Source organism: Amycolatopsis sp. CA-211722 (assembly GCF_056828465.1).
On sequence record NZ_CP184752.1, the window covers coordinates 7,670,137 to 7,691,923 of the forward strand.

16 protein-coding genes are annotated in these 21,787 nt (G+C 69.7%); 7 read left to right on the plus strand and 9 right to left on the minus strand.

Annotated features, from left to right (window positions below; genetic code table 11):
- Positions 1 to 277 precede the first annotated feature (277 nt).
- The gene (locus ACOCEP_RS35225) at positions 278 to 1,132 is read right to left on the minus strand and encodes a phytanoyl-CoA dioxygenase family protein (protein WP_482333821.1); all 855 of its coding nucleotides are present in this window, start codon (positions 1,130 to 1,132) and stop codon (positions 278 to 280) included.
- Between the two features lie 94 nt (positions 1,133 to 1,226).
- Here ACOCEP_RS35225 and ACOCEP_RS35230 point away from each other — a divergent pair, with 94 nt between their 5' ends.
- A complete protein-coding gene (locus ACOCEP_RS35230; protein ID WP_482333823.1) occupies positions 1,227 to 2,222 on the plus strand; it encodes a LacI family DNA-binding transcriptional regulator in 996 nt (331 codons plus the stop codon).
- Between the two features lie 12 nt (positions 2,223 to 2,234).
- On the opposite strand, the gene ACOCEP_RS35235 is transcribed toward ACOCEP_RS35230, so the two are convergent.
- Positions 2,235 to 3,185 carry a DMT family transporter gene (locus tag ACOCEP_RS35235; RefSeq protein ID WP_482333825.1) on the minus strand — a complete coding sequence of 317 codons (951 nt, stop codon included), beginning with the start codon at positions 3,183 to 3,185 and terminating at the stop codon, positions 2,235 to 2,237.
- Positions 3,186 to 3,348: 163 nt separating this feature from the next.
- Here ACOCEP_RS35235 and ACOCEP_RS35240 point away from each other — a divergent pair, with 163 nt between their 5' ends.
- Positions 3,349 to 3,795 (plus strand): hypothetical protein, encoded by a 447-nt coding sequence (locus ACOCEP_RS35240; protein ID WP_482333827.1) that lies wholly within the window; start codon positions 3,349 to 3,351, stop codon positions 3,793 to 3,795.
- A 111-nt stretch (positions 3,796 to 3,906) separates the two neighbouring features.
- Here ACOCEP_RS35240 and ACOCEP_RS35245 read toward each other — a convergent pair whose 3' ends face one another.
- The gene (locus ACOCEP_RS35245; RefSeq protein ID WP_482333828.1) at positions 3,907 to 4,767 is read right to left on the minus strand and encodes an SAM-dependent methyltransferase; all 861 of its coding nucleotides are present in this window, start codon (positions 4,765 to 4,767) and stop codon (positions 3,907 to 3,909) included.
- 145 nt (positions 4,768 to 4,912) lie between these two features.
- On the opposite strand from ACOCEP_RS35245, the gene ACOCEP_RS35250 reads away from it, so the two are divergent.
- Genes ACOCEP_RS35250 through ACOCEP_RS35260 form a run of 3 tightly spaced genes read left to right on the plus strand, consistent with a single transcriptional unit; the run spans position 4,913 to position 11,145 of the window.
- Positions 4,913 to 9,523, plus strand: coding sequence for an RHS repeat-associated core domain-containing protein (locus tag ACOCEP_RS35250; protein ID WP_482333829.1), 4,611 nt, complete (start codon positions 4,913 to 4,915; stop codon positions 9,521 to 9,523).
- Positions 9,524 to 9,566: 43 nt separating this feature from the next.
- Complete coding sequence (locus ACOCEP_RS35255) at positions 9,567 to 10,376, plus strand: alpha/beta fold hydrolase (protein ID WP_482333831.1); 810 nt, start codon at positions 9,567 to 9,569, stop codon at positions 10,374 to 10,376.
- On the plus strand, positions 10,360 to 11,145 hold the full coding sequence (locus tag ACOCEP_RS35260; RefSeq protein ID WP_482333833.1) for a MerR family transcriptional regulator: 786 nt from the start codon (positions 10,360 to 10,362) through the stop codon (positions 11,143 to 11,145). Before ACOCEP_RS35255 ends, ACOCEP_RS35260 begins: the two co-directional genes overlap by 17 nt.
- Positions 11,146 to 11,184: 39 nt before the next feature.
- On the opposite strand, the gene ACOCEP_RS35265 is transcribed toward ACOCEP_RS35260, so the two are convergent.
- Positions 11,185 to 12,420 carry an acetyl-CoA hydrolase/transferase family protein gene (locus ACOCEP_RS35265; protein WP_482333834.1) on the minus strand — a complete coding sequence of 412 codons (1,236 nt, stop codon included), beginning with the start codon at positions 12,418 to 12,420 and terminating at the stop codon, positions 11,185 to 11,187.
- Between the two features lie 109 nt (positions 12,421 to 12,529).
- Between ACOCEP_RS35265 and ACOCEP_RS35270 the strand changes: the two genes are divergently transcribed.
- Positions 12,530 to 13,438, plus strand: a complete 909-nt coding sequence (locus tag ACOCEP_RS35270) for an RNA polymerase sigma-70 factor (RefSeq protein ID WP_482333836.1) — start codon at positions 12,530 to 12,532, stop codon at positions 13,436 to 13,438.
- A gap of 66 nt (positions 13,439 to 13,504) precedes the next feature.
- Here ACOCEP_RS35270 and ACOCEP_RS35275 read toward each other — a convergent pair whose 3' ends face one another.
- Both ACOCEP_RS35275 and ACOCEP_RS35280 read right to left on the minus strand, forming a co-directional pair.
- A complete protein-coding gene (locus ACOCEP_RS35275) occupies positions 13,505 to 14,887 on the minus strand; it encodes an amino acid permease (RefSeq protein WP_482339875.1) in 1,383 nt (460 codons plus the stop codon).
- 192 nt (positions 14,888 to 15,079) lie between these two features.
- Positions 15,080 to 15,967, minus strand: a complete 888-nt coding sequence (locus ACOCEP_RS35280) for a LysR substrate-binding domain-containing protein (RefSeq protein ID WP_482333837.1) — start codon at positions 15,965 to 15,967, stop codon at positions 15,080 to 15,082.
- Between the two features lie 72 nt (positions 15,968 to 16,039).
- Here ACOCEP_RS35280 and ACOCEP_RS35285 point away from each other — a divergent pair, with 72 nt between their 5' ends.
- On the plus strand, positions 16,040 to 17,035 hold the full coding sequence (locus ACOCEP_RS35285; RefSeq protein WP_482333839.1) for a YeiH family protein: 996 nt from the start codon (positions 16,040 to 16,042) through the stop codon (positions 17,033 to 17,035).
- On the opposite strand, the gene ACOCEP_RS35290 is transcribed toward ACOCEP_RS35285, so the two are convergent.
- From ACOCEP_RS35290 to xsc, 3 genes are all read right to left on the minus strand, one after another.
- Complete coding sequence (locus ACOCEP_RS35290; RefSeq protein ID WP_482333841.1) at positions 17,013 to 18,005, minus strand: phosphotransacetylase; 993 nt, start codon at positions 18,003 to 18,005, stop codon at positions 17,013 to 17,015. The two genes, ACOCEP_RS35285 and ACOCEP_RS35290, sit on opposite strands and share 23 nt — an antisense overlap.
- Before the next feature lie 67 nt (positions 18,006 to 18,072).
- Positions 18,073 to 19,437: an aspartate aminotransferase family protein gene (locus ACOCEP_RS35295; RefSeq protein WP_482333842.1), complete on the minus strand. Its 1,365-nt coding sequence runs from the start codon at positions 19,435 to 19,437 to the stop codon at positions 18,073 to 18,075.
- A gap of 504 nt (positions 19,438 to 19,941) precedes the next feature.
- Positions 19,942 to 21,750 (minus strand): sulfoacetaldehyde acetyltransferase, encoded by a 1,809-nt coding sequence (xsc, locus tag ACOCEP_RS35300; RefSeq protein ID WP_482333844.1) that lies wholly within the window; start codon positions 21,748 to 21,750, stop codon positions 19,942 to 19,944.
- Between the last annotated feature and the right edge of the window lie 37 nt (positions 21,751 to 21,787).

Here is a 21,787-nt window from a genome sequence, read left to right on the forward strand (position 1 = left end):
TCGATCGATCACATTCGGTGACACGTCGGATATTAACCGACACCATGCCAGAGGATACATTCACCGGCCACCGGCCGCCCGATTTCCGCAATCGATTCAGAAATACGAGGCGACTTCCCCGGGGATCGACGCGGCCGGACCGCACCCCGGGAGATCCATCCTTCGCGCGCGTGCACGGAACGTGGCGACGGCGCGCCGGAAAAATCCGTTCGGCCCCCTTCACGCGAAGAATCCGCATTCGCCCGCGAGAAAATTGCGCGACGACGAAGAATCACATTCAATCTTCGTCGGATTCGCCCATCACGAGACCTTCGATGGTGTGTTTCTGCGTGATGGGCTCAAGGGAATCGACGATCGGGCACTCGAGGTGGGCACGCACCGAGCCGGGCAGGGTCGCCCAGAATTCGCGCGTCACGGCGGTGTCGTGACGCGCGTCGTTGCCCGCTCCCGGCGCGTCGAGACCCAGGACGAGCACGGGGCGGCTCTTGGCCGAGTGGTTCGCGGTTCCTCTGTGGACGGTCAGCGCCGACCGGATCGAAATGTCGCCCATCCGCGGGAATTTGCGTACGGCCAGCTCGCGGTAGCGCGGATACGCCGCCCGGGGAGGGAACATGCCGTGCTCGAACGCGCCGCCGTCGTCCCAGTGCGTGCCGGGTGCGATCTCGAAGGGTCCCATGTCCGGCTCGGTGTCGACGGCCGTCACGTTGACGGCCAGCGAGTTCAGCCTGCGGTGACGGGCGGTCTCCTCGGGCATCGGGAAGTCGCGATGCCACGGCTGGTCGATCGCGCCCGCCAGCGGGACGTCGAAGCCGACCTCGACGATCCGGTAATCCGGCCCCAGCACGGCCTCGGCGACGGCGGTGATCCACGGATGGGACGCCAGCTCGGCGAACCCGCGCACCTGTTCGGGATGGATTTCGACGTAGAAACGGTGGGGGCCGCGACCGACCGCGCCGTTCTCGCGTCCGCGCGCTTCGGCGAACGCCGTCTCGATGTCTTCGCCCAGCCGTCCGACCCACTCGCGAGTGAACGCCTGCGGGAGACCGATGATGCCCTCCTGACGCAGGCGGGCGGTCAGGGATTCGAGTTCGCCGGCGGGCAGCGGGGCGGGAGCGGTGTACTCGACGGGCATCTCGACCTCCGGGGCGACACGCGGTGTCAGGTCAGTTTGCAACGTGGCATGCCACGTTGCAAGAGGTACCCTCGCCGAGAGCGAGAGGACGAGGATGAACCCGAAGCTGCGGGATGTCGCCGAGCACGCCGGGGTGTCCGTGCGGACCGTGTCGAACGTGGTCAACGGCTTCCGTTACGTCGCCCCGGCGACCCGGGAGCGGGTGCAGGCGAGTATCGACGCGCTCGGCTACCGGCCCAACATGGCCGCCCGGACACTCCGGCAAGGCCGGACGGGCCTGGTCGCGCTGGTGATCCCGGAGATCGATTCGCCCTACTTCGCCGAGCTCGCCGCGCGGACGGTGCGCATCGCCGGAGCGCGGGGGCTGACGGTGCTCATCGACCAGACGGACGGCGATGCCGAGCGGGAGACCCAACTGCTCCACGGGCGGCGCGGCCAGCTGGTCGACGGTGTGTTGTTCAGCCCGTGGGCGGTGGCCCCGGCGGAACTCGCTTCGCGGACCGACACCGCTCCCCTCGTGCTTCTCGGAGAGCACGACGGCGCCGCCGGATTCGATCACGTCGCGATCGACAACGTCGCGGCGGCGCGCGAGGCCACCACGCATCTGCTGGCACGCGGCCGTCGGCGGATCGCCGCGATCGGAAGCCAGCCGCGGTCGCTCAACGCGACCGCGCGCCAGCGGTCGGCCGGATATCGGGAGGCGCTCGCCGACGCCGGGTTACCGGTGGAACCCGAACTCGAAGTGACCGTGCGACGTCTGCACCGCGCCGACGGCCATCAGGCGATGCTCCGGCTACTGGACTCTCCCCGGCCGCCCGACGCGGTGTTCTGCTTCACCGACGAACTCGCGCTGGGCGCGTCGAGAGCCGCCGCCGACCGCGGTGTCGCCGTGCCGGATTCCTTGGCACTTGTCGGCTTCGACGACATCGAAGACGGCAGGTTCAGCGTCCCGGCGCTCACCACCGTCTCCCCGGACAAGGATCGCATCGCCGAACTCGCCCTCGACCGGCTGGCCGAGCGGATGTCGGGCCCGCGATCGCCGCGCTCGATCGTCGCCCCGCACCGGCTGGTCGTGCGGGAAACGAGCTGAGCCGATCGTGGATCACCGCGGCGCGGGTTCCTTCGAACGCCACCCCAGGCCGCCGATCGCGGCCATGATCAGCACGACCCCCACGACACCCGCGACGGTCAGCCGTTCACCCAGCCAGACGACGGCGATCACGACGGCGGTGACCGGTTCCAGCAGGGTCGCCACCACCGCCGCGCCGCTGGGTGTGGACCGGAGGCCGGTGAACAGCAGCGCGTAGGCGAGCGCCATCGTCACGGCCCCGAGGTAGCCGATCAGCGCCCAAGACCCGATGTCGCCCGTCCAGATCCCGCCGCCGGTCGCCACCGGCACGATCAGCCCGGCGGGAACGAGGACCATCGCGGCGACGAAGGTCGTCGTCGTGGTCATGGTCAGCGTGTCGAGCCGCAGGGACAGGGGCCCGGCCGCTTCGGCCGAGAGGGCGTAGGAGGCACCGGACGCGAGCGCGGCGAGCACACCGAGGACCGGGTACGGCGCTTCGCCGGCGGGACTGCCGGCGACGCCGACCAGGAGCAGCCCCGCGAGTGCGACCGCGACCGTGAGGAACTGGCCGGCCGAAGGCCTGCGGCGACGCCGGACGCTGCCGGTGACCAGCAGCAGCACCGGCGCGAATCCCAGGCACACCACGGTGGTGACGCTCACCCCGGCCCACAGGACGGCCACGAAGAAGAGCAGCTGGAAGATCGCCGTCGAAACCCCGACCACGGTCACTCGCCGCCAATGCCTGCGCCCGAGCCGCACGCACTCGCGCGACCGCCGCAGCACGGCGGCGGCGATCACCAGGACGACGACCGCGACGAGGGCGCGGTACCCGCCGATGGCCAGCGGTGAAAGGCCCGAAGCGTCGTGGACGACCGGGATGACCGGGCCGATCGTGCCCCAGAGCACGCCGGCCAGGCACACCAGGACCAGCGCTCTCCCCCGGCCGGCGGACGTCTCGACGGGCCGTGTTTCCGTGGTTGCCACACCGGCAGCATGACAAACGGTACCGGCGCGGTCGACGCCGGTATTCGAAGCTCGCCCGGTTTTCGTCCTGGCGAAAAGGTGTGTACGCGGTCCGCGTCCATCGGCGATGGTGATTTCCACGCTCGAACCGGGTGAATTCCACAAAGCACGTAGAGGGGTAAACATGCGTAAAACAGGAATTGTCGGCGTTACGACCGCCGCACTTTTCGCGCTGGGCGCCGGGTCGGCTTCGGCCGCCACGACGGCGGAGCCCGCCACGGACGGCGGGCTGGAGGGCCAGACCGAGGCCTCCGTGGCCCAGGACAGCGAGCGTTACCGGTATTTCGACCTCCAGGAGCTCGGCGGCCCGCTCCTCGCCAGGGTCGTCGTCGACCTGAAGGACCGCGATTTCACCGTTTGCGACAAGAAGGCGAACGGTTACTGGGCCTACGCTTCGTTCCAGGAAACGGTGAGCTCGCCACCGGCGAAGCCGTACTACCGGGACACGGTCTCGGGTCCGAAGTGCACCCACTACGACAAGAAGATCTCGAAGAAGAAGGACATCGTCACGATCTGCCAGTCCGACCCGTTCTGGGACACCTGCATCGACCGCGGCGTCCGGTGGTGGTGACGGTCCCCAGATCTTCGGCGAGCCGTGTCGCGAAAGCCACTTCGGGGACGTCTGATGTCCCCGAAGTGGCTTTCGCGACGGGGCGAGGCGCGGAAAACCGGAGGATTCGCGTCAGACCTTGCGTCCGACGCCGGCGTAGACGTCGTCCGGTTCGAGGTCGCGAAGGCCGGGCTCCGGGCGCCACAGCGGCGCGCTCACCACACCGGGATCGATCAGTTCCAGTCCGTCGAAGAGAGCGGCGACGTCGGCGTAGGGACGGAAATACATGGGATCCCTGCTGTTCTTCATCGCCTCGGTGACCGCCGCCATTTCCCGGGGCGCGTGGTCCGCGGTCAGATGCGACAGGGCGACCAGGCTGCCGGCCGGCAGGGCCTCCCGGTAGCGGGCGACGATCTCGGCGGGGTTCAGGCTGTCCGGGATGAAGTGGAACACGGCCACCATGAGCAGCCCGATCGGCTCGCCGCCGGCCAGCAGCGCTTGCGCCGCCTCCGATTCCAGGACAGCTCGCGGGCGGCAAAGGTCTTCCTCGACGACGCTGGCGTTGCGGTTGCCGTCCAGGATGAGCCGGCTGTGGGCGACGGCGACCTTGTCGTAGTCGACGTAGACCACCTGGCAGCCGGGATCCATGTCCTGGGCGATTTCGTGCACGTTGCCGACGGCCGGGATGCCCGAGCCCAGGTCGAGGAACCGGGTGATGCCCTGCCCGACCATGTACTGCACGGCGCGGCGAAGGAACGCGCGGTTGGACGCGGCGACCTGACGGCCCGACGGCAGGACCGCCATGACCTTCTCCCCGACGGCGCGATCGGCGTCGAAATTGTGGCTACCGCCGAGCAGCCAGTCGTAGACCCGTGCCGCGCTGGGCACTCGGATGTCGACACCCTCTGGAACCCGTTCGCCCGCCACGGACACCCCACACCTCGCAACGCATCGGTTCTCGGTACATCCTGTCGCCAGTACGGTACCGACCACGCCCAGACGGCGCACGGATGCGCGACGCGCCGGTCCGGTCAGCGTGGATTGCCTGATCGGGCAAGGTTTTCGCGACCGTGGCCGGGCTTCGCTAGGGTCGAACCCGGTAGATGATCTTGAAGTCTGCGGGCAGGGGGCCTGGGCGGTGAGCAATCCGCTGGTAGCACCGGTGAAGGATTCGACGACGGCGGTATCCGGTGTGCCGTTGCTCGAAGACGCCACCACTCTCAAGTCGGCGATCGAAAGCGGCGATTGGGCCGCGGTCGCGATGGGCGCGGTCGGGACCGCGCTGGACGCGCTGACCGCGGCGTTGGATCCCTTCGGCGCGATCTTCGCGGCCGGTGTCGGCTGGTTGATCGAGCACGTCGGCCCGCTCAAGGACGCGCTCGACGCGCTCGCGGGCAACGCCGACGAGGTCGCGGCTCAAGCGCAGACCTGGACGAACATCGCCAAAGAGCTCGAAAGCGTGTCCGTCGACTTGGTGGACCTGGTCGGGAAGGATCTCGCCGCGTGGTCGGGCGAGGCGGCCGACGCCTACCGCACGCGCGCCGAGGACACCTCGACGCTCATCGCCAGTGCGCAGAAGGGTTGCGAGGGCGCGGCGAGCGGGGTCAAGACCGCCGGTGAGGTCGTGGCCGCCGTCCGGACGCTGGTGCGCGACATCATCGCCGAACTGGTCGGGCACCTGATCTCGTGGGCACTGCAAGTGGTGTTCACCCTCGGCGTCGGCCTGGCCTGGGTGGTGCCGCAGGTGGTGGCCGCGGTCGCGAAGACCGCGTCGAAGATCGCCGGTCTGACGACCAAACTGGTCAAGGCGCTCAAGGCGCTGGCCCCGCTGCTGAAGAAGGCCGGAGACCTGTTCGGAGACGCCGGAAAGGCGTTGAAGAACATGAAGCCGGGCAACGTCAAACCCGCGGGGAAGCCCAAGGACATCACCGTCAGGTCTCCGCCCGATCCCAAACCCCGGGGCAAGGACGAGAGCACGAACCCATCGGGAGACCACACAGGCCCATCCGGGGATCGTGGCGGCCCGGCCGGGGAAAAGGGCGGCGGCGAGCCGAGGGGCCGCCAGAGTGACGACGTGCCGGACGGCGGCGCGGGCGGATACCGTGCCGACCGGGGCGGGGGCGGCGGCACCAAGGCCAGCGGCGCGGGCGGTTCGCGCCCGAAGGACCCGAAGACCGCGGGCCGCGAGGAAGGCTGCAAGCCCGGTTCCGGTGATCCGGTGGATCCCGCGACCGGCGACATGTTCGACACCCACACCGACGTGCTCATCGAGGCGTCGCTGGCGCTGGTGCTGCGCCGGAGCCACGTCTCCTCCTATCGGGCCGGCCGGTCGTTCGGCCGGACCTGGGCGTCCACTGTGGACCAACGGCTGGAGGTGGACGCCGAGGGCGTGGTGTTCGCGGCGGAGGACGGCACCCTGCTGGTCTACCCCCATCCCCCGGCCACTGGAGACGAGGTGCTGCCCGTCGCCGGTCCGCGCTGGCCGCTGTCGCGGACCGCGGACGGCTATCTGCTCCGGCAGCCGTTGGCCCGCCAGCTGCTCCTTTTCGGACCGGCCGTGGACGGCGCCACCCCGATCTCCGCCGTCGTGGACACGAACGGGGATCGGATCGACTTCGAGTACGACGGCGAGCGGCGCCTCGCCGCGATCCACCACTCCGGCGGCCACGTCGTCGAGGTGACGACGGAAGCGGGTCTCGTCACCGGCTTTTTCTTGCGCGACAAGGTCACTCCCATCCCGCTCGTCCGCTTCTCCTACTCCGGCGGACGGCTGACCGAGGTCCTCAACTCCTCCGGGCGTCCGATGCGCTTCGCCTACGACGCGGCGGGCCGGATCACGCGCTGGGAGGACCGCAACGGCGAGTGGTACGCCTATCACTACGACAGCGCCGGACGTGTGGTGCGCACCGAAGGCTCGGGCGGCGCGCTCACCGGGGAATGGCGGTACGAGGACTCGGCCACGATCTACACCGACGCGGACGGTCACGCCACGCGGTTCGAGTTCAACGAGGCGCTCCAGCTGGTCCGCGAAACGAATCCGCTCGGCCACGTCACCCTCTCCGAATGGGACGGATACAACCGGCTGCTCTCGCGCACCGACCCGCTCGGCAGGACTTTCCGTTACGCCTACACCGGACTGGGCGAGCTCTCGCGTATCACCCGGCCGGACGGCACACAGGAGATCGTCGAGTTCGACGAACACGGCAGGCGCACCAGCGTGACCGAAGCCGACGGCGCTGTCTGGCGCTACTCCTACGACGAACGCGGGTATCCGTCCTCCATCGAGGATCCCGCGGGCGCGGTGGTCCGGCACACCTACGACGACCGCGGCCGGCTCGCGGCGGTCACGGACGCGGCGGGCGGCGTCGTCCGGATGGAGAGCGATCCCGCGGGGCGGCTGCTCGCCATCACCGACCGCCGTGGCGGCACCACCCGCTACACCCGCGACCAGTTCGGCCGCGTCACTTCGGTCACCGACCCGCTGGGCACGGTGACCACGTTCCGGTGGACGATCGAGGGTGGCCTGCTTTCGCGGACCCTGCCCGACGGGACCGTCGAAGAGACCCGCCACGACGCCGAGGGCAACGAGATCGGCTTCCTCGACGCGCGCGGGCGGCTGACCCGCGTCGAGACGACCCACTTCGACCTCCCCGCCGGTGAAATCCGGCCGGACGGCAGCAGGGTCGAGTACGAGTACGACCCCGCGCTCCGGCTGACCGCGGTCCGCGATCCGAACGGGTCGACCTGGCGGTACCGGTACGACGCGGCGGGACGCCTGGTCTCCGAAACGGATTTCGACGGCCGCGAACTCAGATACGCCTACGACGCGGCGGACCAGCTCGTCGAATTCGTCAACGGGGCGGGCGAGACCACGCGGTTCGTCCGCGACCTGCTCGGCAACGTGGTCGAAAGGCGTTCGGGAGAACAGGTCACGACGTTCGAGTACGACGCGGCCGAACGGGTGGTGCGCGCGGTGAACGCGGACAGCGAAGTGGTCATCGAACGCGACGCGCTCGGACGGGAACTGCGCGAGACGGTCAACGGCCGGGTGCTGGAGTTCCGCTACGACACCGTGGGCAGGCGGATCTACCGGCGCACCCCGTCCGGCGCGGAGAGCTTCTGGGACTACGACGCCGACCATCAGGCGACCGGACTGCGCACGGCGGGGCGGTCGCTGCGTTTCGGGCTGGACCCGGCCGGCCGCGAAGTCGAGCGGCTGCTCGACACCGGAGTCGTACTGGCGCAGCGATGGGACACGCGAGACCGGCTGGCGGAGCAGTATCTCTCCTCGGTCTTCGGCGCCGGAACCCGGGCGAACCAGATCCAGCGGCGCCGGTACCGGTACCGCGCGGACGATCACGTGGAAGCGATCGAAGACCGGCTCGCCGGGAGCCGTTCGTTCGACCTCGACGACCACGGCCAGGTGACCGGCGTGCGCGGCATGGGCTGGTCCGAGCGCTACACCTACGACGCGGCGGGCAATGTCGTCGACGCGGCGTGGCAAGCGGCGGAGCCCGACGCGCAGGGACCACGCACGTACCGGAACAACCGGCTCCTGACCGCCGGCGGCCTGACCTACCGGTACGACGCGCAGGGCAGAGTGGTCACGAGGCAGCGGAAACGGCTGTCCCGCAAGCCCGACACGTGGCACTTCACCTGGGACGCCGAAGACCGGCTGATCGGGGCGGTCACGCCGGACGGCACCTGCTGGCGCTACCGCTACGACCCCTTCGGCCGCCGCGTGGCCAAACAACGACTGGCCGCCGACGGGGTGACCGTGGCCGAGCAGGTCGACTTCACCTGGGACGACGTCACCCTGGTCGAGCAGGTGCACGACGGGCGGCACGCGATCACCTGGAACCATCAGGAGGACACCGACGCCCCGATCACCCAGGCCGAGCGGGTGCGCACGGCGGAGGCGCGGTGGGTGGACGCCGAGTTCCACTCCATCGTCACCGACATCATCGGCACGCCGACGGAATTGGTGGACGCGCGCGGGAACGTCGCATGGCAGGCACGGACCACGCTATGGGGTGAACCGCTCGCGACTGCCCCTGGCCGTGCGAGTACCCCGTTGCGGTTCCCCGGCCAGTACTTCGACGCCGAAACGGGCCTGCACTACAACGTCCATCGCTACTACGACCCGGCCACCGCGCGGTTCACCAGCGACGACCCGCTGGGCCTCGACCCCTCGCCCAACCCCGCGGCCTACGTGCACAACCCGGTCACCTGGATGGACCCGCTCGGGCTCACCGGCTCGCCCGGCGGTTGCGGCGGCGGTTCCCGCAACATCGTCTACCGGAATCTCCGGAAGAACGAAAACCCGACCATCGGGCTGTATCCGAAGAATCCGAACAAGGGAAAGGACGACCTCGGCCGTCCGCTGAAGGACAAGAACAACAACATCAAGTTCGACAAGCTGGGCACCCCGGCCGGACATGTGGGGCACGGCAGCAAGAAGAAGTTCAAGGACCGGTTCATCTCCACGACGAAGGACTACCGAGTCGCGAAGAAGTACCGGAAACCCGGCCAGCGGACGGTCGCGATCGACCTGAACGAGTACCGGAAGACGAGCGGCGGCGCCGGCAGTGTGCTGGACGTGTCGACCGAAGCCGGACGCGCCAAGGCGACCAAACTGGCCGGGGGCAATTGGGGAAAGACGCCGACGAACTGGGCGACCGGCTCGAAGGAGGTCCTCCTGGGCGGCGCGGTGCCGCCGTCGGCGATCATCCGGCTGTACCCGCACTGAGGGGTTGACCCTGACGCAGGGTCAACCCCACAGCATGGCCGCCATGAACACGCGAAACGGCCACTTCACGGTCCACCACGACGGCGTCACGATCCGGGGTTCCCGCGGCGGCCGGGGGCGGCCGCTGGTCCTGTGTCCCGGGCTGCTCACGGCACAGGCGGATCTTTGCGAGCTGATCGAGTGCCTGCGCCGTGATCACGACGTGGTGACGTTCGATCTGCGGGGCCACGGTCTCTCCTCGCCCGCCGACCGGTACACCTTCGAAGCGTTCCTCGGCGATTTCGGCGCCGTCATGGCGGAGCAGGGGCGCGGCCCGCGGGCCGCGCCCCTGCTCGTGGGGCATTCGCTCGGCGCGGATCTGGCCGTGCACTACGCCGCGGGCCATCCGGACGCCGTGTCCGGGCTCGTCCTCGTCGACGGCGCGAACCCGGTACCCGAACCGTTCCTCACCGAGGCCGACCTGCCGGAGTTCCGTGCGATGGCGGAGGGACTGCGGCACGAGTCCGAGCGGGTCGCGGGCACCGCGCGTCAGGTGCTGCTTTCGCCGCAGGACTTCCTCGACCTGAACATCGAGATCGACGCGGTGCGCTCCGGCATCCTCGACCGGTATCGGAAGATCGACCGCCCGATCCACCTGATCATGTCCACCTGGATGGCCGGGACCGGCGGCGACGAGCGTGCGCGGTGGCGCAACGAGAACTGGCGGGCCGGAGTCGACCGGCTCGTCCAGGAACGGCCGCACGTCTCCACGTCGTGGCTCGACGCCGACCACCGGCTCGTCGTCACCCACGCCCGGGAGATCGCGCGGCTGATCCGCGGTGCCGCACACTGGGTGGATGTTGACCATCGGTGAGCTGGCGTCGTACGCGGGGGTGACGGTGCGCGCCGTGCGGCACTATCACGCCAAGGGGCTGCTGCCGGAGCCCGGGCGCGACCGTTCCGGCTATCGGAGGTACGACGCCGGTGCCGTGGTCGAGCTGCTCCGGATCAGAACCCTCGCCGAAGCCGGGGTCCCGCTGTCGCGAGTGCGGGAACTGCTCCAGGCCGACGAACGCGGGTTCGCCGCGGCGGTCGCCGACATCGACGAGCGGCTGCGCGCCGAAATCCGGCAACGGCAGCGGCATCGCGAGCGGATCGCGCGGCTCGCCTCCGGGGACAGCCTGGTGCTGCCACCGGAGGTGGTCGAGATCCTCGGCCTCCTGCGGACGCACGGCGTCGACGAGCGGATCGTCGAGGTCGAGCGCGACGGCTGGATCCTGCTGGCCGCGCACTCACCCGAGCGGATCCCGGAGTGGGCGGCGCGCAAGCGGGCTCAGCTCGCCGACCCGCCCCTCATCGACTTCTATCTCACCCTGGGGCAGGCGCTCGACCGGATCGGCGACGATCCCGAGCTGGTCGAACTGGCCGACAAGCTGGCCGTCTACATCACGCGGATGGCCGACGAGCGGGACGAGGCCTACGTCGGCGACACAGAGGTCGCACCGCCGTTCGCCGCACTGATGGACGCTCTCGCCTTCGACACCGCCCCGCCGGCCCGACGGCTGATCGAGCTGCTGCGCACCCGAGGCTGGACCGGCTGGACGAAGCTCGAACGCGTGGCACCGGCACCGCCGTTCCCGTGAATCCGCGCTCACTCGCGCTGCCCTCAAGGCGATCCGGCACTAGGAAAGCGTGAAGCCGAGCTCCCTGCCCCGCGTCACGAGCTCTTCCCTGGCGGTGGGATGCGCGACGTGGTCGACGATCTGCCGCGCCTGCTCGCTCGAATCGTTGCCCCAGATGGTCGCGACGCCGTGCTCGCTCACCAGGAAACTGTGCTGGAACGACGTCACCGGCCCGGTCAGCCGCGGCACGACCGTCGAAACGTCGGCCTTCGGATGCCACGACGGCAGCGCGATGATCGCCCGCCCGCCGGGCGAATGCAACGCCCCGACCACGAAGTCGGTCTGCCCGCCGAATCCCGAATAGATCGCGCCGCGCACCCGGCTCGCGTTGGCCTGCGCGAACAGATCCACTTCGAGAGCACTGTTCACCGACACCAGCCCACGCTGCCGGGCGATCACGGCGGGGTCGTTCGTCTTTTCCGTGCGCAGCAAGCGAACCCGCGGGTTGCGGTCGAGCCAGCGGTACAGCTCGGCGGTGCCGAACACGAACGATGCCGTCACCGGCACCGCCGGATCGAGGGCTCCGGCGCGGTCGAGCGCGAGCACGCCGTCGCTGAACATCTCCGACCAGATCGCGAGCCCGCGCCGTCCGGTCACCGCGGCCAGTGTCGCGTCCGGGATCCCGCCGATGCCCAGCTGGAGGGTCGCGCCGTCCTCGACCAGGCCCGCCACCCGCTCGCCGATCGTCCGCGCCGTGTCCCCCACCGGCCGCGGGACCGGTGACAGGAGCGGCTCGGCCGCCTCGAGGGCGTAGTCGATCTCGCTGACCGGAAGAACCCCGTCGCCGTGGACGAACGGCATCTCCGGGTTGAGCTGCGCGATGACCAGGCCACCGCGCGCCCGCACCGCCTCGACCGCCGCGGGCAGGATGTTCACCTCCGTCCCCAGCGACACCATGCCGTCCACCGGAACCGAGGTGTGCAGCAGGACGACATCCGGCGGCAGCGCCGTCTTGAGCAATTGCGGCACCAGCGACAACCGCGACGGGAAGTACCTCAGCCCGGCACGGCCGCGCATCCCTGCGCCCACGAACGGCGTCTCCAGCAGCACTCCTTCGCGGTCCGGCATCCCGGCCTGCGCGTTCAACGCGAACAGCCGGTACTCCGCCAGGGCCGTGTCCAGCACGTTCAGCGCGCGCATCGGGGTGGCGAAGTTCCCGCTCACCACCACCCGGGGGCGTGACGCGGGAACGCCCGCCAGGATGGAACCGAGCTGACTCTCCGACAAGACGCGCATCAGCCGATCATGCCCGAGGGACCGTGTGGCGCGGGCCACTGTCACAAAACGGTGGCGGCCGGGGTCGTATGGGCACAGCACGATCGACCCGAACAGGTGAGGACCGGCCATGAGCGAACGACGCGAGGCCCACGGCGCCATGGACCCGGCGACCGAAGCGTTCGTGGCCCATCGCGCCCTGTTGTTCACCGTGGCCTACGAGATGCTCGGTTCGGCCACCGACGCCGAGGACGTCCTGCAGGAAACCTGGTTGCGCTGGGCGGGCGTCGAGCTAGGCACGGTGCTGGACCCGCGCGCGTTCCTGGTCCGGATCACCACCCGGCAGGCGCTCAAGCGGCTGAGGACGCTCGGCAGGCGCAAGGAGTCCTACGTCGGCCCATGGCTACCCGAACCGCTGCTGACCACCCCCGACGTCGCCGAGGACGTCGAACTGGCCGCCAGCGTTTCGATGGCGATGCTGCTGGTGCTGGAAACACTCGCGCCGACCGAGCGAGCGGTCTTCGTGTTGCGGGAGGTTTTCGCCGTGGGCTACGGCGAAATCGCCAAGGCCGTCGACAAGACTCCCGCCGCCGTACGCCAGATCGCCCATCGGGCGCGGGCCCACGTCGCCGCCCGCCGACCGCGCGGAACCGGGTCGCCCGCCGAACACCGCGCCGCGCTTCAGGCGTTCCAGTCGGCGGTGGAAACGGGCGATCTGCAGGGCCTTCTCGACATCCTCGCGCCGGACGTCGTCGCGCTCAGCGACGGCGGCGGGGTGAAACACGCCCTGCCGCGGCCGATCGTGGGCGCGGACGAGGTGGCTCGCCTGCTGGCGGTCGGCTGGTGGAAACGCGAGGCGGAAAGGTCCGTCGAACCGGTACAGGTCAACGGCGGTCCCGGTCTGCTGGTCCGCGTCGGCGGAGAGATCGACGGCGTGCTGGCGGTCCGGATCGAAAACGGCCTCGTCACCGGCGCCTATCACGTCCGCAATCCCGAAAAACTCTCCAGCGTGACAAGGGAGTTCACGGTGAGCCGGTGATCAGCCGGGCGGAAAGCGTCCTTCACCGCGTCGGATGCGGCGAAGGACGCTTTCGGCCCGTTCAGCTCACTCCCGGACGGTGGCCGGGGCGCGCTCGGGTTCGTCCGGGACGGGATCGACGGGCCCGGAAGGCGCCTTCGCCACCGGCTTCCCCCGCCGCCGCCGGATCTCGAAGCCGAGGAGGATCAACGCGAGCGTCACCGCGCTGAGCCAGAACTGCGAGCGCGTCGAGGGCAACAGCGCCATCGCCAGGATCACCGCGGCCATCAGTGCGATGGTCGCGTAGCTCAGCCACGGGAACAGCCACATCTTGAGCGTGAGCTTGTCCGGGTCCTCTCGTTCCAGCCTGCGGCGGAGCCGCACCTGCGCGAGCGCGATCGAGAGGTACACGAACAGCGCGACGGCGCCGTAGGAGTTGACCAGGAACTGGAAGATCAGGTCCGGCGAGGTGTAGGCGGCGATGACGGACACGTACCCGATCGCGGTCCCGGCCAGGATCGCGCGCCGCGGCACACCGCTGCGGGAGAGCCTGGTGAAGGCCTTCGGGGCGTCACCGTTGCTGGTGAGCGCGAACAGCATCCGCGACGAGGTGTAGAGCGCCGAGTTCAGGCAGGAGAGCACCGCGGTCAGCACGATCGCGTTCATGATCGTGGCCACCGCCGGGATGCCGAGCACCTCCAGCACGGCCGCGTACGGGCTCACCGCGGTCGCCGGATCGTCCCAGGACTTGATCGCGACGACGAGGAACACCGAACCGACGTAGAACAACACCACCCGGAAGATGATCGACCGCATGGCCTTCGCGATCGCCTTCTTCGGTTCCGCGGACTCGGCGGCGGCGATGGTGACGATCTCCGCGCCGGTGTAGAAGCCGATGCACGGGACCACCGCCGCGAGTACCGCGCCGATCCCGAGTGGCGCGAATCCGCCGTGGGAGACCAGATTCGACACACCACCCTGCGCGCCCGGCCAGAAACCGAACAGGTACAAGGCGCCGACGACCAGGAAGACGACGATCGCGACGACCTTGATCGACGAGAACCAGTACTCGAACTCGCCGTAGGACCGGGCCGAGACCATGTTGGTGCCGGTGAGGATCAGGAGCAGGCCGAGACTGAGCACCCACAGTGGTACGTCCGGTACCCACAGCTGCAGGATCCGGCCGCCCGCGACGGCTTCGACCGCCACGACGATGACGAAGAAGTACCAGTACATCCAGCCGACGGCGAAGCCCGCGCGGTTGCCGAGCGCTTCCCTCGCGTAGACGTAGAACGAGCCGAGCGCGGGTTTGGCGATCGTCATCTCCGCGAGCATCCGCATGATGAGCACGGTGATCAGGCCCGCGATGAGGAACGAGACCACCGCGGCCGGACCGGCCGACTGGATGACCACGCCGCTGCCGACGAACAGCCCGGCCCCGATGACGCCGCCGAGGGCGATCAAGTTCATATGTCGCTGCTTGAGCCCTGGTTTCAAGCCGCTGCTCTGTGCCGGGTCGGACGCTGAAGTCACGTCTCCTCCTTCTCGCGCACCGCCGGAGCGGTGGCGCTGGGAGCTCCATTGTGGTTCCGGTCACCGTAGGAACAAGTCGGGCCCTGAGCGAGGGCCAGTTACGATGTGGGAAAGGGGTCCAGTTACCACTCAGGACTGCTGGCGCGTCGCCAACGCCAGCAGCTCCGCCGCCGGGCCGTCGAGGCGCCGTCCGGCAGGCCAGACCGCGCGCAGGACGCGTCCGAAGTCGACACCCTCCACCGCGACGGGCACGAGATCGTGGCCGGTGACCTCCAGTGCGCTGATCACCGCGGGGCCGGCGCCCGCGATCACGGCGTTGCGGACGGCGGACGCGGAACCCAGCTCCAGCAACGGTTTCACCGGCCCCACCCCGGCCCGGCGCAAGGCGGCGTCCACGGTTTCCCTGGTTCCGGAACCGCGTTCCCGCACCAGGAGCGGCGTCCCGGCGAGCTCCGCCGGAGTCAGCGGTCGACGTTCGCGCGCCCAGGGGTGGGAACCGGAGACGACCACCACGAGGTGGTCGCTCGCGACCTTCCGCGAAGTGAGACCGGGCAGCGAACCGGGTGACTCGAGGAAGCCGAGGTCGACCTTGCCCGCACGGGCCAGTGCGGCGACCTGATCCGAATTCGTGACCTCCAGGCCGAGGTAGAGGCTGGGGTTCGCGCGGTTGAGCTCGCCGATCCAGCCTGGGACCAGGTGTTCGGCCAAGGTCATGCTCGCCGCGACGCGGAGTCCGGCCTCGTGCCGGGTCCGCAGGGCCTCGGCACCGTCGAGCAGCCCGTCGAGCTCGGTGAGCACGCATCGTGCCCAGCCGGCGATCACGCGGCCGTCCGGGGTGAGCGCGGAACCGCGGCGGGTCCGGTCCAGCAGGACCAGGCCGAGCCGTCGCTCCACAAAGGACAGCCGCTTGCTCGCCGAAGCCTGCGCGATCCCGAGGGTGGCGGCGGCCTGCCCGATACTGCCCAGTTCACCGACGAGAACGAGCAGGCGCAACGAGTCCAGCTCCGGCGCAGTCATAGCCAAACTGCATGACCTACCCGGCGCTTTCCCGGCTACCGGCACCGTCCTCTCCGGACGACGCTCGTCGGCATGGGCACCACGTATGCGCGGCGGACGAAGCCGCATCTGACCGGTCTCGCCGTCACCGCGCTCGGCGTGGCCGTCGCGTACCTGTTGAGCACCGCCGTTCCCGTGCTCAGCGCTCTCACGCTCGCGGTCGTGCTCGGAGTGCTCGCCGGCTCGCTCCCGGTGCTCTCGGACGGCACGCGGCAAGCCATCGCGAAGGTGACGAAGAAGCTCCTGCGCGCCGGTGTCGTCCTTCTCGGCCTGCAACTCGCGCTCCCTTCGGTGCTTTCCCTCGGACCCGGCACCCTGCTCGCGGTCGTGCTGACGGTCGGCCTCACGTTCCTCGGCACGATCGGGCTCGGCAGGCTGATCGGCGTTCCACGCGGTCTCGCGATGCTGGTCGCGACCGGGTTCTCCATCTGCGGCGCGTCGGCGATCGCGGCGATGGAAGGCGTCGTCGAGCGTGAAGACTCCGATGTAGCGACCGCGGTCGCCCTGGTCACCTTCTACGGGGGCCTGGCGATCGCGGCGGTCCCGCTCCTCGGTGGATGGCTGGGGATGGACGCGCTGCGGATCGGCGGCTGGGCCGGGCTGGGCGTGCACGAGGTCGCGCAGGTCGTCGCGGCGGCCACCCCGGCGGGAGCCGCCGCCGTCGCGGTCGCCGTCGTGGTGAAGCTGAGCCGGGTCGTCCTGCTGGCGCCGATGGTCGCGGCGGTCAGCGTGCACGAACGCCGTCGCCGTCCGTCCGCGGGCGGCAAGCGCACGCCGCTGGTCCCGCTGTTCGTCCTCGGTTTCCTGGCGATGGTGGTGGTGCGGAGCACGGGGATCCTGCCAGGCGTCGCGCTCGACGTCGCCAAGGTGGTCTGCACGCTGCTGCTGGCGGGAGCGCTCTTCGGCCTGGGCTGCGCGGTGCGGATCGGCACCCTGATCCGCACCGGCGGCCGGGCCCTGCTGCTCGGCCTGCTGTCCACTCTGCTCGTCGGCACCATCGCCTACGTCACCCTTGCCCTGCTCGGCTAGCTTGGACGGCGCTCAGGAGCGCGAGCGTCTCGATGTCGGAGGCCGAGCAGCCGCGGGAGAGATCGTTGAGGGGCGCGGCGAGGCCCTGGAGGATCGGGCCGAGCGCGACGGCTCCGCCGAGCCGTTCGGCGATCTTGTAGCCGATGTTGCCGGCGTCCAGATTCGGGAAGACGAGGACGTTCGCGCGGCCGGCGACCGCGGATCCGGGCGCCTTGGCCGCCGCGATCGACGCCACCAGCGCGGCGTCGAACTGCAACTCGCCGTCCACGGGGAGCCCTGGTTCCCGCTGCCGCACCAGCGAAGTCGCCTCGCGGACGACGTCGACACGCTGATGGGCGGCGCTCCCCTGTGTGCTGAACGAAAGCATCGCGACCACGGGGTCTTCGCCCGTCAGGCCGCGATGGGTCGCCGCGGCGGCGAGGGCGATGTCCGCCAGCTGGTCCGCGCCCGGCTCGGGGACCACGGCACAGTCCGAAAAGGTCAGCCGCCGCCCGTCCGGGAGCAGCAACAGGAAGCAACTGCTCAAAGTGGACACTCCCGGCGCGAGACCCACGATCCGGAGCCCCGCGCGCAGAACGTCCGCGGTCGGCCGGGTCGCGCCGGCGACACAAGCGTCCACGACGCCCGCCCGCAAGGCCGCGGCCGCCACGGACACCGGATCGCGCCGGGCGGCGTCGAGGTTCTCCGGACGACGCGCGAATCCCGCCGCCAGGGCGGCCTCGGTCCGGTCGTCGGCGAGGGCTTCCGCGACGTCCACGATCAGTTCCTCCGCGGCCCCTGCCGCGCGAAGACGCGCCCCGTCACCGAAAAGCAGCGGGTGCACGATTCCCTCGTCCCGGAGCTTCAGCGCGGCGCGGACGGCGCGATCGTCGTCGCCGTCCGGCAAGGCGACGCGGAGATCCCGGCCGCGCAACGCCTCCCGCCAGCCGTCGAGCGTGACGTCCGGCGTGACCTCGGTGGTCAGGCTCATCGAAGTACCTCCACGGACGAAGCGGGGGCCGCCGGAAGACGGCGGCCCCCACGTGGTGAACAGAGGATCAGGGCTGGACGGCCTTCTCGACGTCGTTGAGCATCGCGTCGACACCGTGGAGAAGCTCGGTGAGCACCTCGCGGTCGGCGACGAGCGGCGGCGAGATCATCAACATCGTCGCGCCGCGATCGTCGCCGCGGAGGATGACACCCGTGCGGCGGAACGCCTCCGGGAGCACCTCCCGAAGCACCTTCAAGGACTCGGCCTCGGTCAGCTCCCGGCCGCTGTCACGGTCGGCCATCAGCTCGATGGCGTAGAAGAACCCGGTGCCGCGGACGTCCTTGACGCAGCGGTGCGCGGACTTGAGCGAGTTCAGCGCGGAGAACAGCTCCGGGCCCTCGGTGAGCACGTTGTCGAGCACCCGCTCGTCCCGCATCGCGGTGAGGTTCGCGACGGCGACGGCGGTGGCGACCGGATGCCCGCCCCACGTCGCGCCGTGGGTGAAGACGCCACCCTTCGGCGAGTCGTACAGCTCGGTGACCAGCTTCTCGCGCACGATCACCCCGCCGAGCGGCGCGTACCCCGACGTCGAACCCTTGGCGAAGGTGATCAGGTCCGGCACGACCCCGGTGACACCGTGCCCGAACCAGTGCCCCAGCCTGCCGAACGAGCAGATGACCTCGTCGGACACGAGGAGAATGCCGTACTTGTCGCACAGGGCGCGCAAAGCGGGCCAGTATCCCTTCGGCGGCACCAGCGCGCCGCGGCCGTTCTGCACCGGTTCGGCGAACAGCGCCGCGATCGTCTCCGGCCCTTCCTCCAGGATGACCCGCTCGATCGCCGCAACACAGTCCAAATCGGACGCCGGGCCGCAGTCTCCCAGCAGCCCCAACGTGTTCGGCACGTGCCGGACGCCCGGCATGAGTGGGCCGAAGGGCTCCTTGATCTTCGCCAGCCCGGTCACCGAGAGGGCACCGATGGTCGTGCCGTGGTAGGCCATGTCCCGGCTGATGATCTTCGTCCGCTCGGGCTGCCCCTGGCTGCGGTGATACTGCCGGGCGAACTTCAGCGCGGTCTCGACCGCCTCGGAGCCCGAGTTGACGAAGAACGTCGTCCCGAGGTCGCCGGGCGCGAGCTCTGCCAGCAGCGTGGCCGCCTCGATCGCCGGCGTGTGCGCCGAACCCCAGTTGCTCGCGTAGGCCAGGGTGCCGACCTGGTCGGCGGCGGCCTTGGCGATGTCGGCGCGCCCGTGGCCCATGTTGACGCAGAAGAGCCCGGCAAGACCGTCGAGATGGCGGCGTCCTTCGGTGTCGATCAGGTAGCTTCCCTCGCCGCGTACGAACACCGGGAAATCCGAGGCCCAGGTGTCCTTGCGGGTGAAGTGCGGGCCGAGATGCCTGCGGGCCTGCGCTCGCAGCTGGGTGACGTCCACCGGAGACCTCCTTCGAGACACGAGTCTGTGCCCTGACTTTCGCAACCCGGCTGGCACCGGCCCAGCACCAGAGCGGCGGCGTTCGATGGGTCCAGTTGGCCGGGGCGCCCATGTCGCGAAAGTGGCTTTCGCGGTGCACTACGCGGCAGCGGCTGCGTTCGATGGGCCAATTCGTCCCCACCGGGTCGCTCGCCGTGTCGCGAAAGCCACTTTCGGGACATCAGACGTCGCGAAAGTGGCTTTCGCGACCCACCCACCAGCCAGACCCACGCCGGCCCACCGCATCGACGTTGCGAAAGCCACTTTCGCAACGTTGAAGGTTGCGAAAGTGGCTTTCGCAACGTGCCCTGCCCCAACAACCAGCCCAAGGGCAGCGGAGAGGCGTTCATGAAGGAATTGGGACGCTCGCCACCCCCAGCCGTCCAGCCCGATCGCAAAGCGCGTGAAGGCCCCCTTCCCTCGGCTGAGCCGAGGGAAGGGGGCCTTCACGCGCAAAATGCCGCTCTACACGTAGTCCTTGTACTTCTCCAGGAACCGCACCGGCTTGGAGAGCGCGTCCCGCCGGAACGGGTCGCCCAGCTCACGGGTGCACATGATCTCGATGACGGTCGTCTTGCCCTCGTTCATCTGCGCGTCGACCGCGCGCTGCAGGGCGGGGCCGACCTCGTCGAGCTTCTCGACCACGATACCTTCCGCGCCCATCGCCTTCGCGATCCCCGCGAAGCTCTCGCTCTCCAGCTCACCCGCGACGAATCGCCGGTTGTAGAAGTCGACCTGGTTCTTCTTCTCCGCGCCCCACTGCCGGTTGTGGAACACCACCGCGGTGACGGGGATGTCGTGCCGGACCGCGGTCATGATCTCGCCCATGCTCATCCCCCACGCGCCGTCGCCGGCGTAGGAGATCGCGGGCCGGTCGGGCGCCGCGGCCTTGGCGCCGATGATGGTCGGCAGCGCGTAGCCGCAGTTGCCGAAACTCATCGGCGCGAAGAAGCTGCGCGGCTCCTCGAAGCGCAGGTAGCTGTTCGCGACCGAGTTGATGTTGCCGATGTCGGTCGACACCATCACCCGCGGCGGCATGGCCTTCTCCAGCTCCCGCAACACCTCCCGCGGGTGCAGCCAGTTGCCCTCCTCGCCTTCCTGCTCCGCGATCATGTCGAGGCTGAACGGATCGGTCTCGTGGGTCCAGGCGTCGAGTTCAGCCTCCCACGCGTCCTTCTCCGCCTTGATCTTCGCCGCGCGAGCGTCCTTTGTGGAATCACAGGCCAGCGTGCGATCCGCGAGCCGCTTGGTCAGCGCGACCGCCGCGTCCTTGGCGTCACCGCAGATGCCGACGGTGATCTTCTTGACCAGGCCGAGCATCTTGTGGTCGGCGTCGATCTGGATGATCTTCGCGTCCTTGGGCCAGTAGTCCATGCCGTGCTGCGGCAAGGTGCCGAACGGGCCGAGCCGCGAGCCGAGCGCGATCACGACGTCCGCCTGCGAGATCAGTTTCATCGCGGCCTTGGAACCCTGGTACCCCAGCGGCCCGCACCACTGCGGGTGGCTCGCCGGGAACGAGTCGTTGTGCAGGTAGCTGTTCACCACCGGCGCGCCGAGACGTTCCGCGAGCGCCTTGCACTCCTCGACGCCGTCGGCCATCACGACACCGCCGCCGGAGATGATCACCGGGAACTCCGCCGTGGCCAGCAATGCCGCGGCCTCGTCGAGGCTCCGCTCGCCGCCGGGACCGCGGTCGAGCCTGGCGGGCTCGGGGATCTCGGCCTCGATCTCGCCGTAGAAGAAGTCGCGCGGGATGTTGAGCTGCGTCGGGCCGAGCTCGGAGTGCGCCCGGTCGAAGCACCGGCCGGTGTACTCCGCCATCCGCTTCGGGTTGTTGACGTGTCCCTGGTACTTGGTGAACTCCTGGAACATCGGCAGCTGGTTGGCCTCCTGGAAGCCACCGAGGCCGGTGCCCATCGTTCCAGCTTCCGGCGTCACGATGACCACGGGACTGTGCGCCCAGTACGCGGCCGCGATCGCGGTCACGCAGTTGCTGATACCCGGGCCGTTCTGCCCGATGACGACACCGTGCCTGCCGCTCACCCGGGCGTAGCCGTCGGCCATGTGCCCGGCGCCCTGCTCGTGCACGACCGGTACCAGCCGGATACCCGCCGGCGCGAAGATGTCCATCGCGTCCATGAACGCCGAGCCCATGATGCCGAAGATGTCGGTGACGCCGTTCGCCACGAGCGTCTCGACGAAGGCCTCGGACGGGGTCATCTTCTTCCGGCCGCTGACGACCACGCGGCCGTCACCCGTCTTCCGTTCCGTCATGTTCCGCTCCTTCGACAGGCAGATTTACAAAAAACGA

Excerpts from the sequence above, each read along its gene's own strand:
- ACOCEP_RS35225 (WP_482333821.1), bottom strand. The coding sequence starts at position 1,132 with ATGCCCGTCGAGTACACCGCTCCCGCCCCGCTGCCCGCCGGCGAACTC.
- ACOCEP_RS35230 (WP_482333823.1), top strand. The coding sequence starts at position 1,227 with ATGAACCCGAAGCTGCGGGATGTCGCCGAGCACGCCGGGGTGTCCGTG.
- ACOCEP_RS35240 (WP_482333827.1), top strand. The coding sequence starts at position 3,349 with ATGCGTAAAACAGGAATTGTCGGCGTTACGACCGCCGCACTTTTCGCG.
- ACOCEP_RS35255 (WP_482333831.1), top strand. The coding sequence starts at position 9,567 with ATGAACACGCGAAACGGCCACTTCACGGTCCACCACGACGGCGTCACG.
- ACOCEP_RS35260 (WP_482333833.1), top strand. The coding sequence starts at position 10,360 with ATGTTGACCATCGGTGAGCTGGCGTCGTACGCGGGGGTGACGGTGCGC.
- ACOCEP_RS35265 (WP_482333834.1), bottom strand. The coding sequence starts at position 12,420 with ATGCGCGTCTTGTCGGAGAGTCAGCTCGGTTCCATCCTGGCGGGCGTT.
- ACOCEP_RS35270 (WP_482333836.1), top strand. The coding sequence starts at position 12,530 with ATGAGCGAACGACGCGAGGCCCACGGCGCCATGGACCCGGCGACCGAA.
- ACOCEP_RS35275 (WP_482339875.1), bottom strand. The coding sequence starts at position 14,887 with ATGAACTTGATCGCCCTCGGCGGCGTCATCGGGGCCGGGCTGTTCGTC.
- ACOCEP_RS35280 (WP_482333837.1), bottom strand. The coding sequence starts at position 15,967 with ATGACTGCGCCGGAGCTGGACTCGTTGCGCCTGCTCGTTCTCGTCGGT.
- ACOCEP_RS35285 (WP_482333839.1), top strand. The coding sequence starts at position 16,040 with ATGGGCACCACGTATGCGCGGCGGACGAAGCCGCATCTGACCGGTCTC.
- ACOCEP_RS35290 (WP_482333841.1), bottom strand. The coding sequence starts at position 18,005 with ATGAGCCTGACCACCGAGGTCACGCCGGACGTCACGCTCGACGGCTGG.
- xsc (WP_482333844.1), bottom strand. The coding sequence starts at position 21,750 with ATGACGGAACGGAAGACGGGTGACGGCCGCGTGGTCGTCAGCGGCCGG.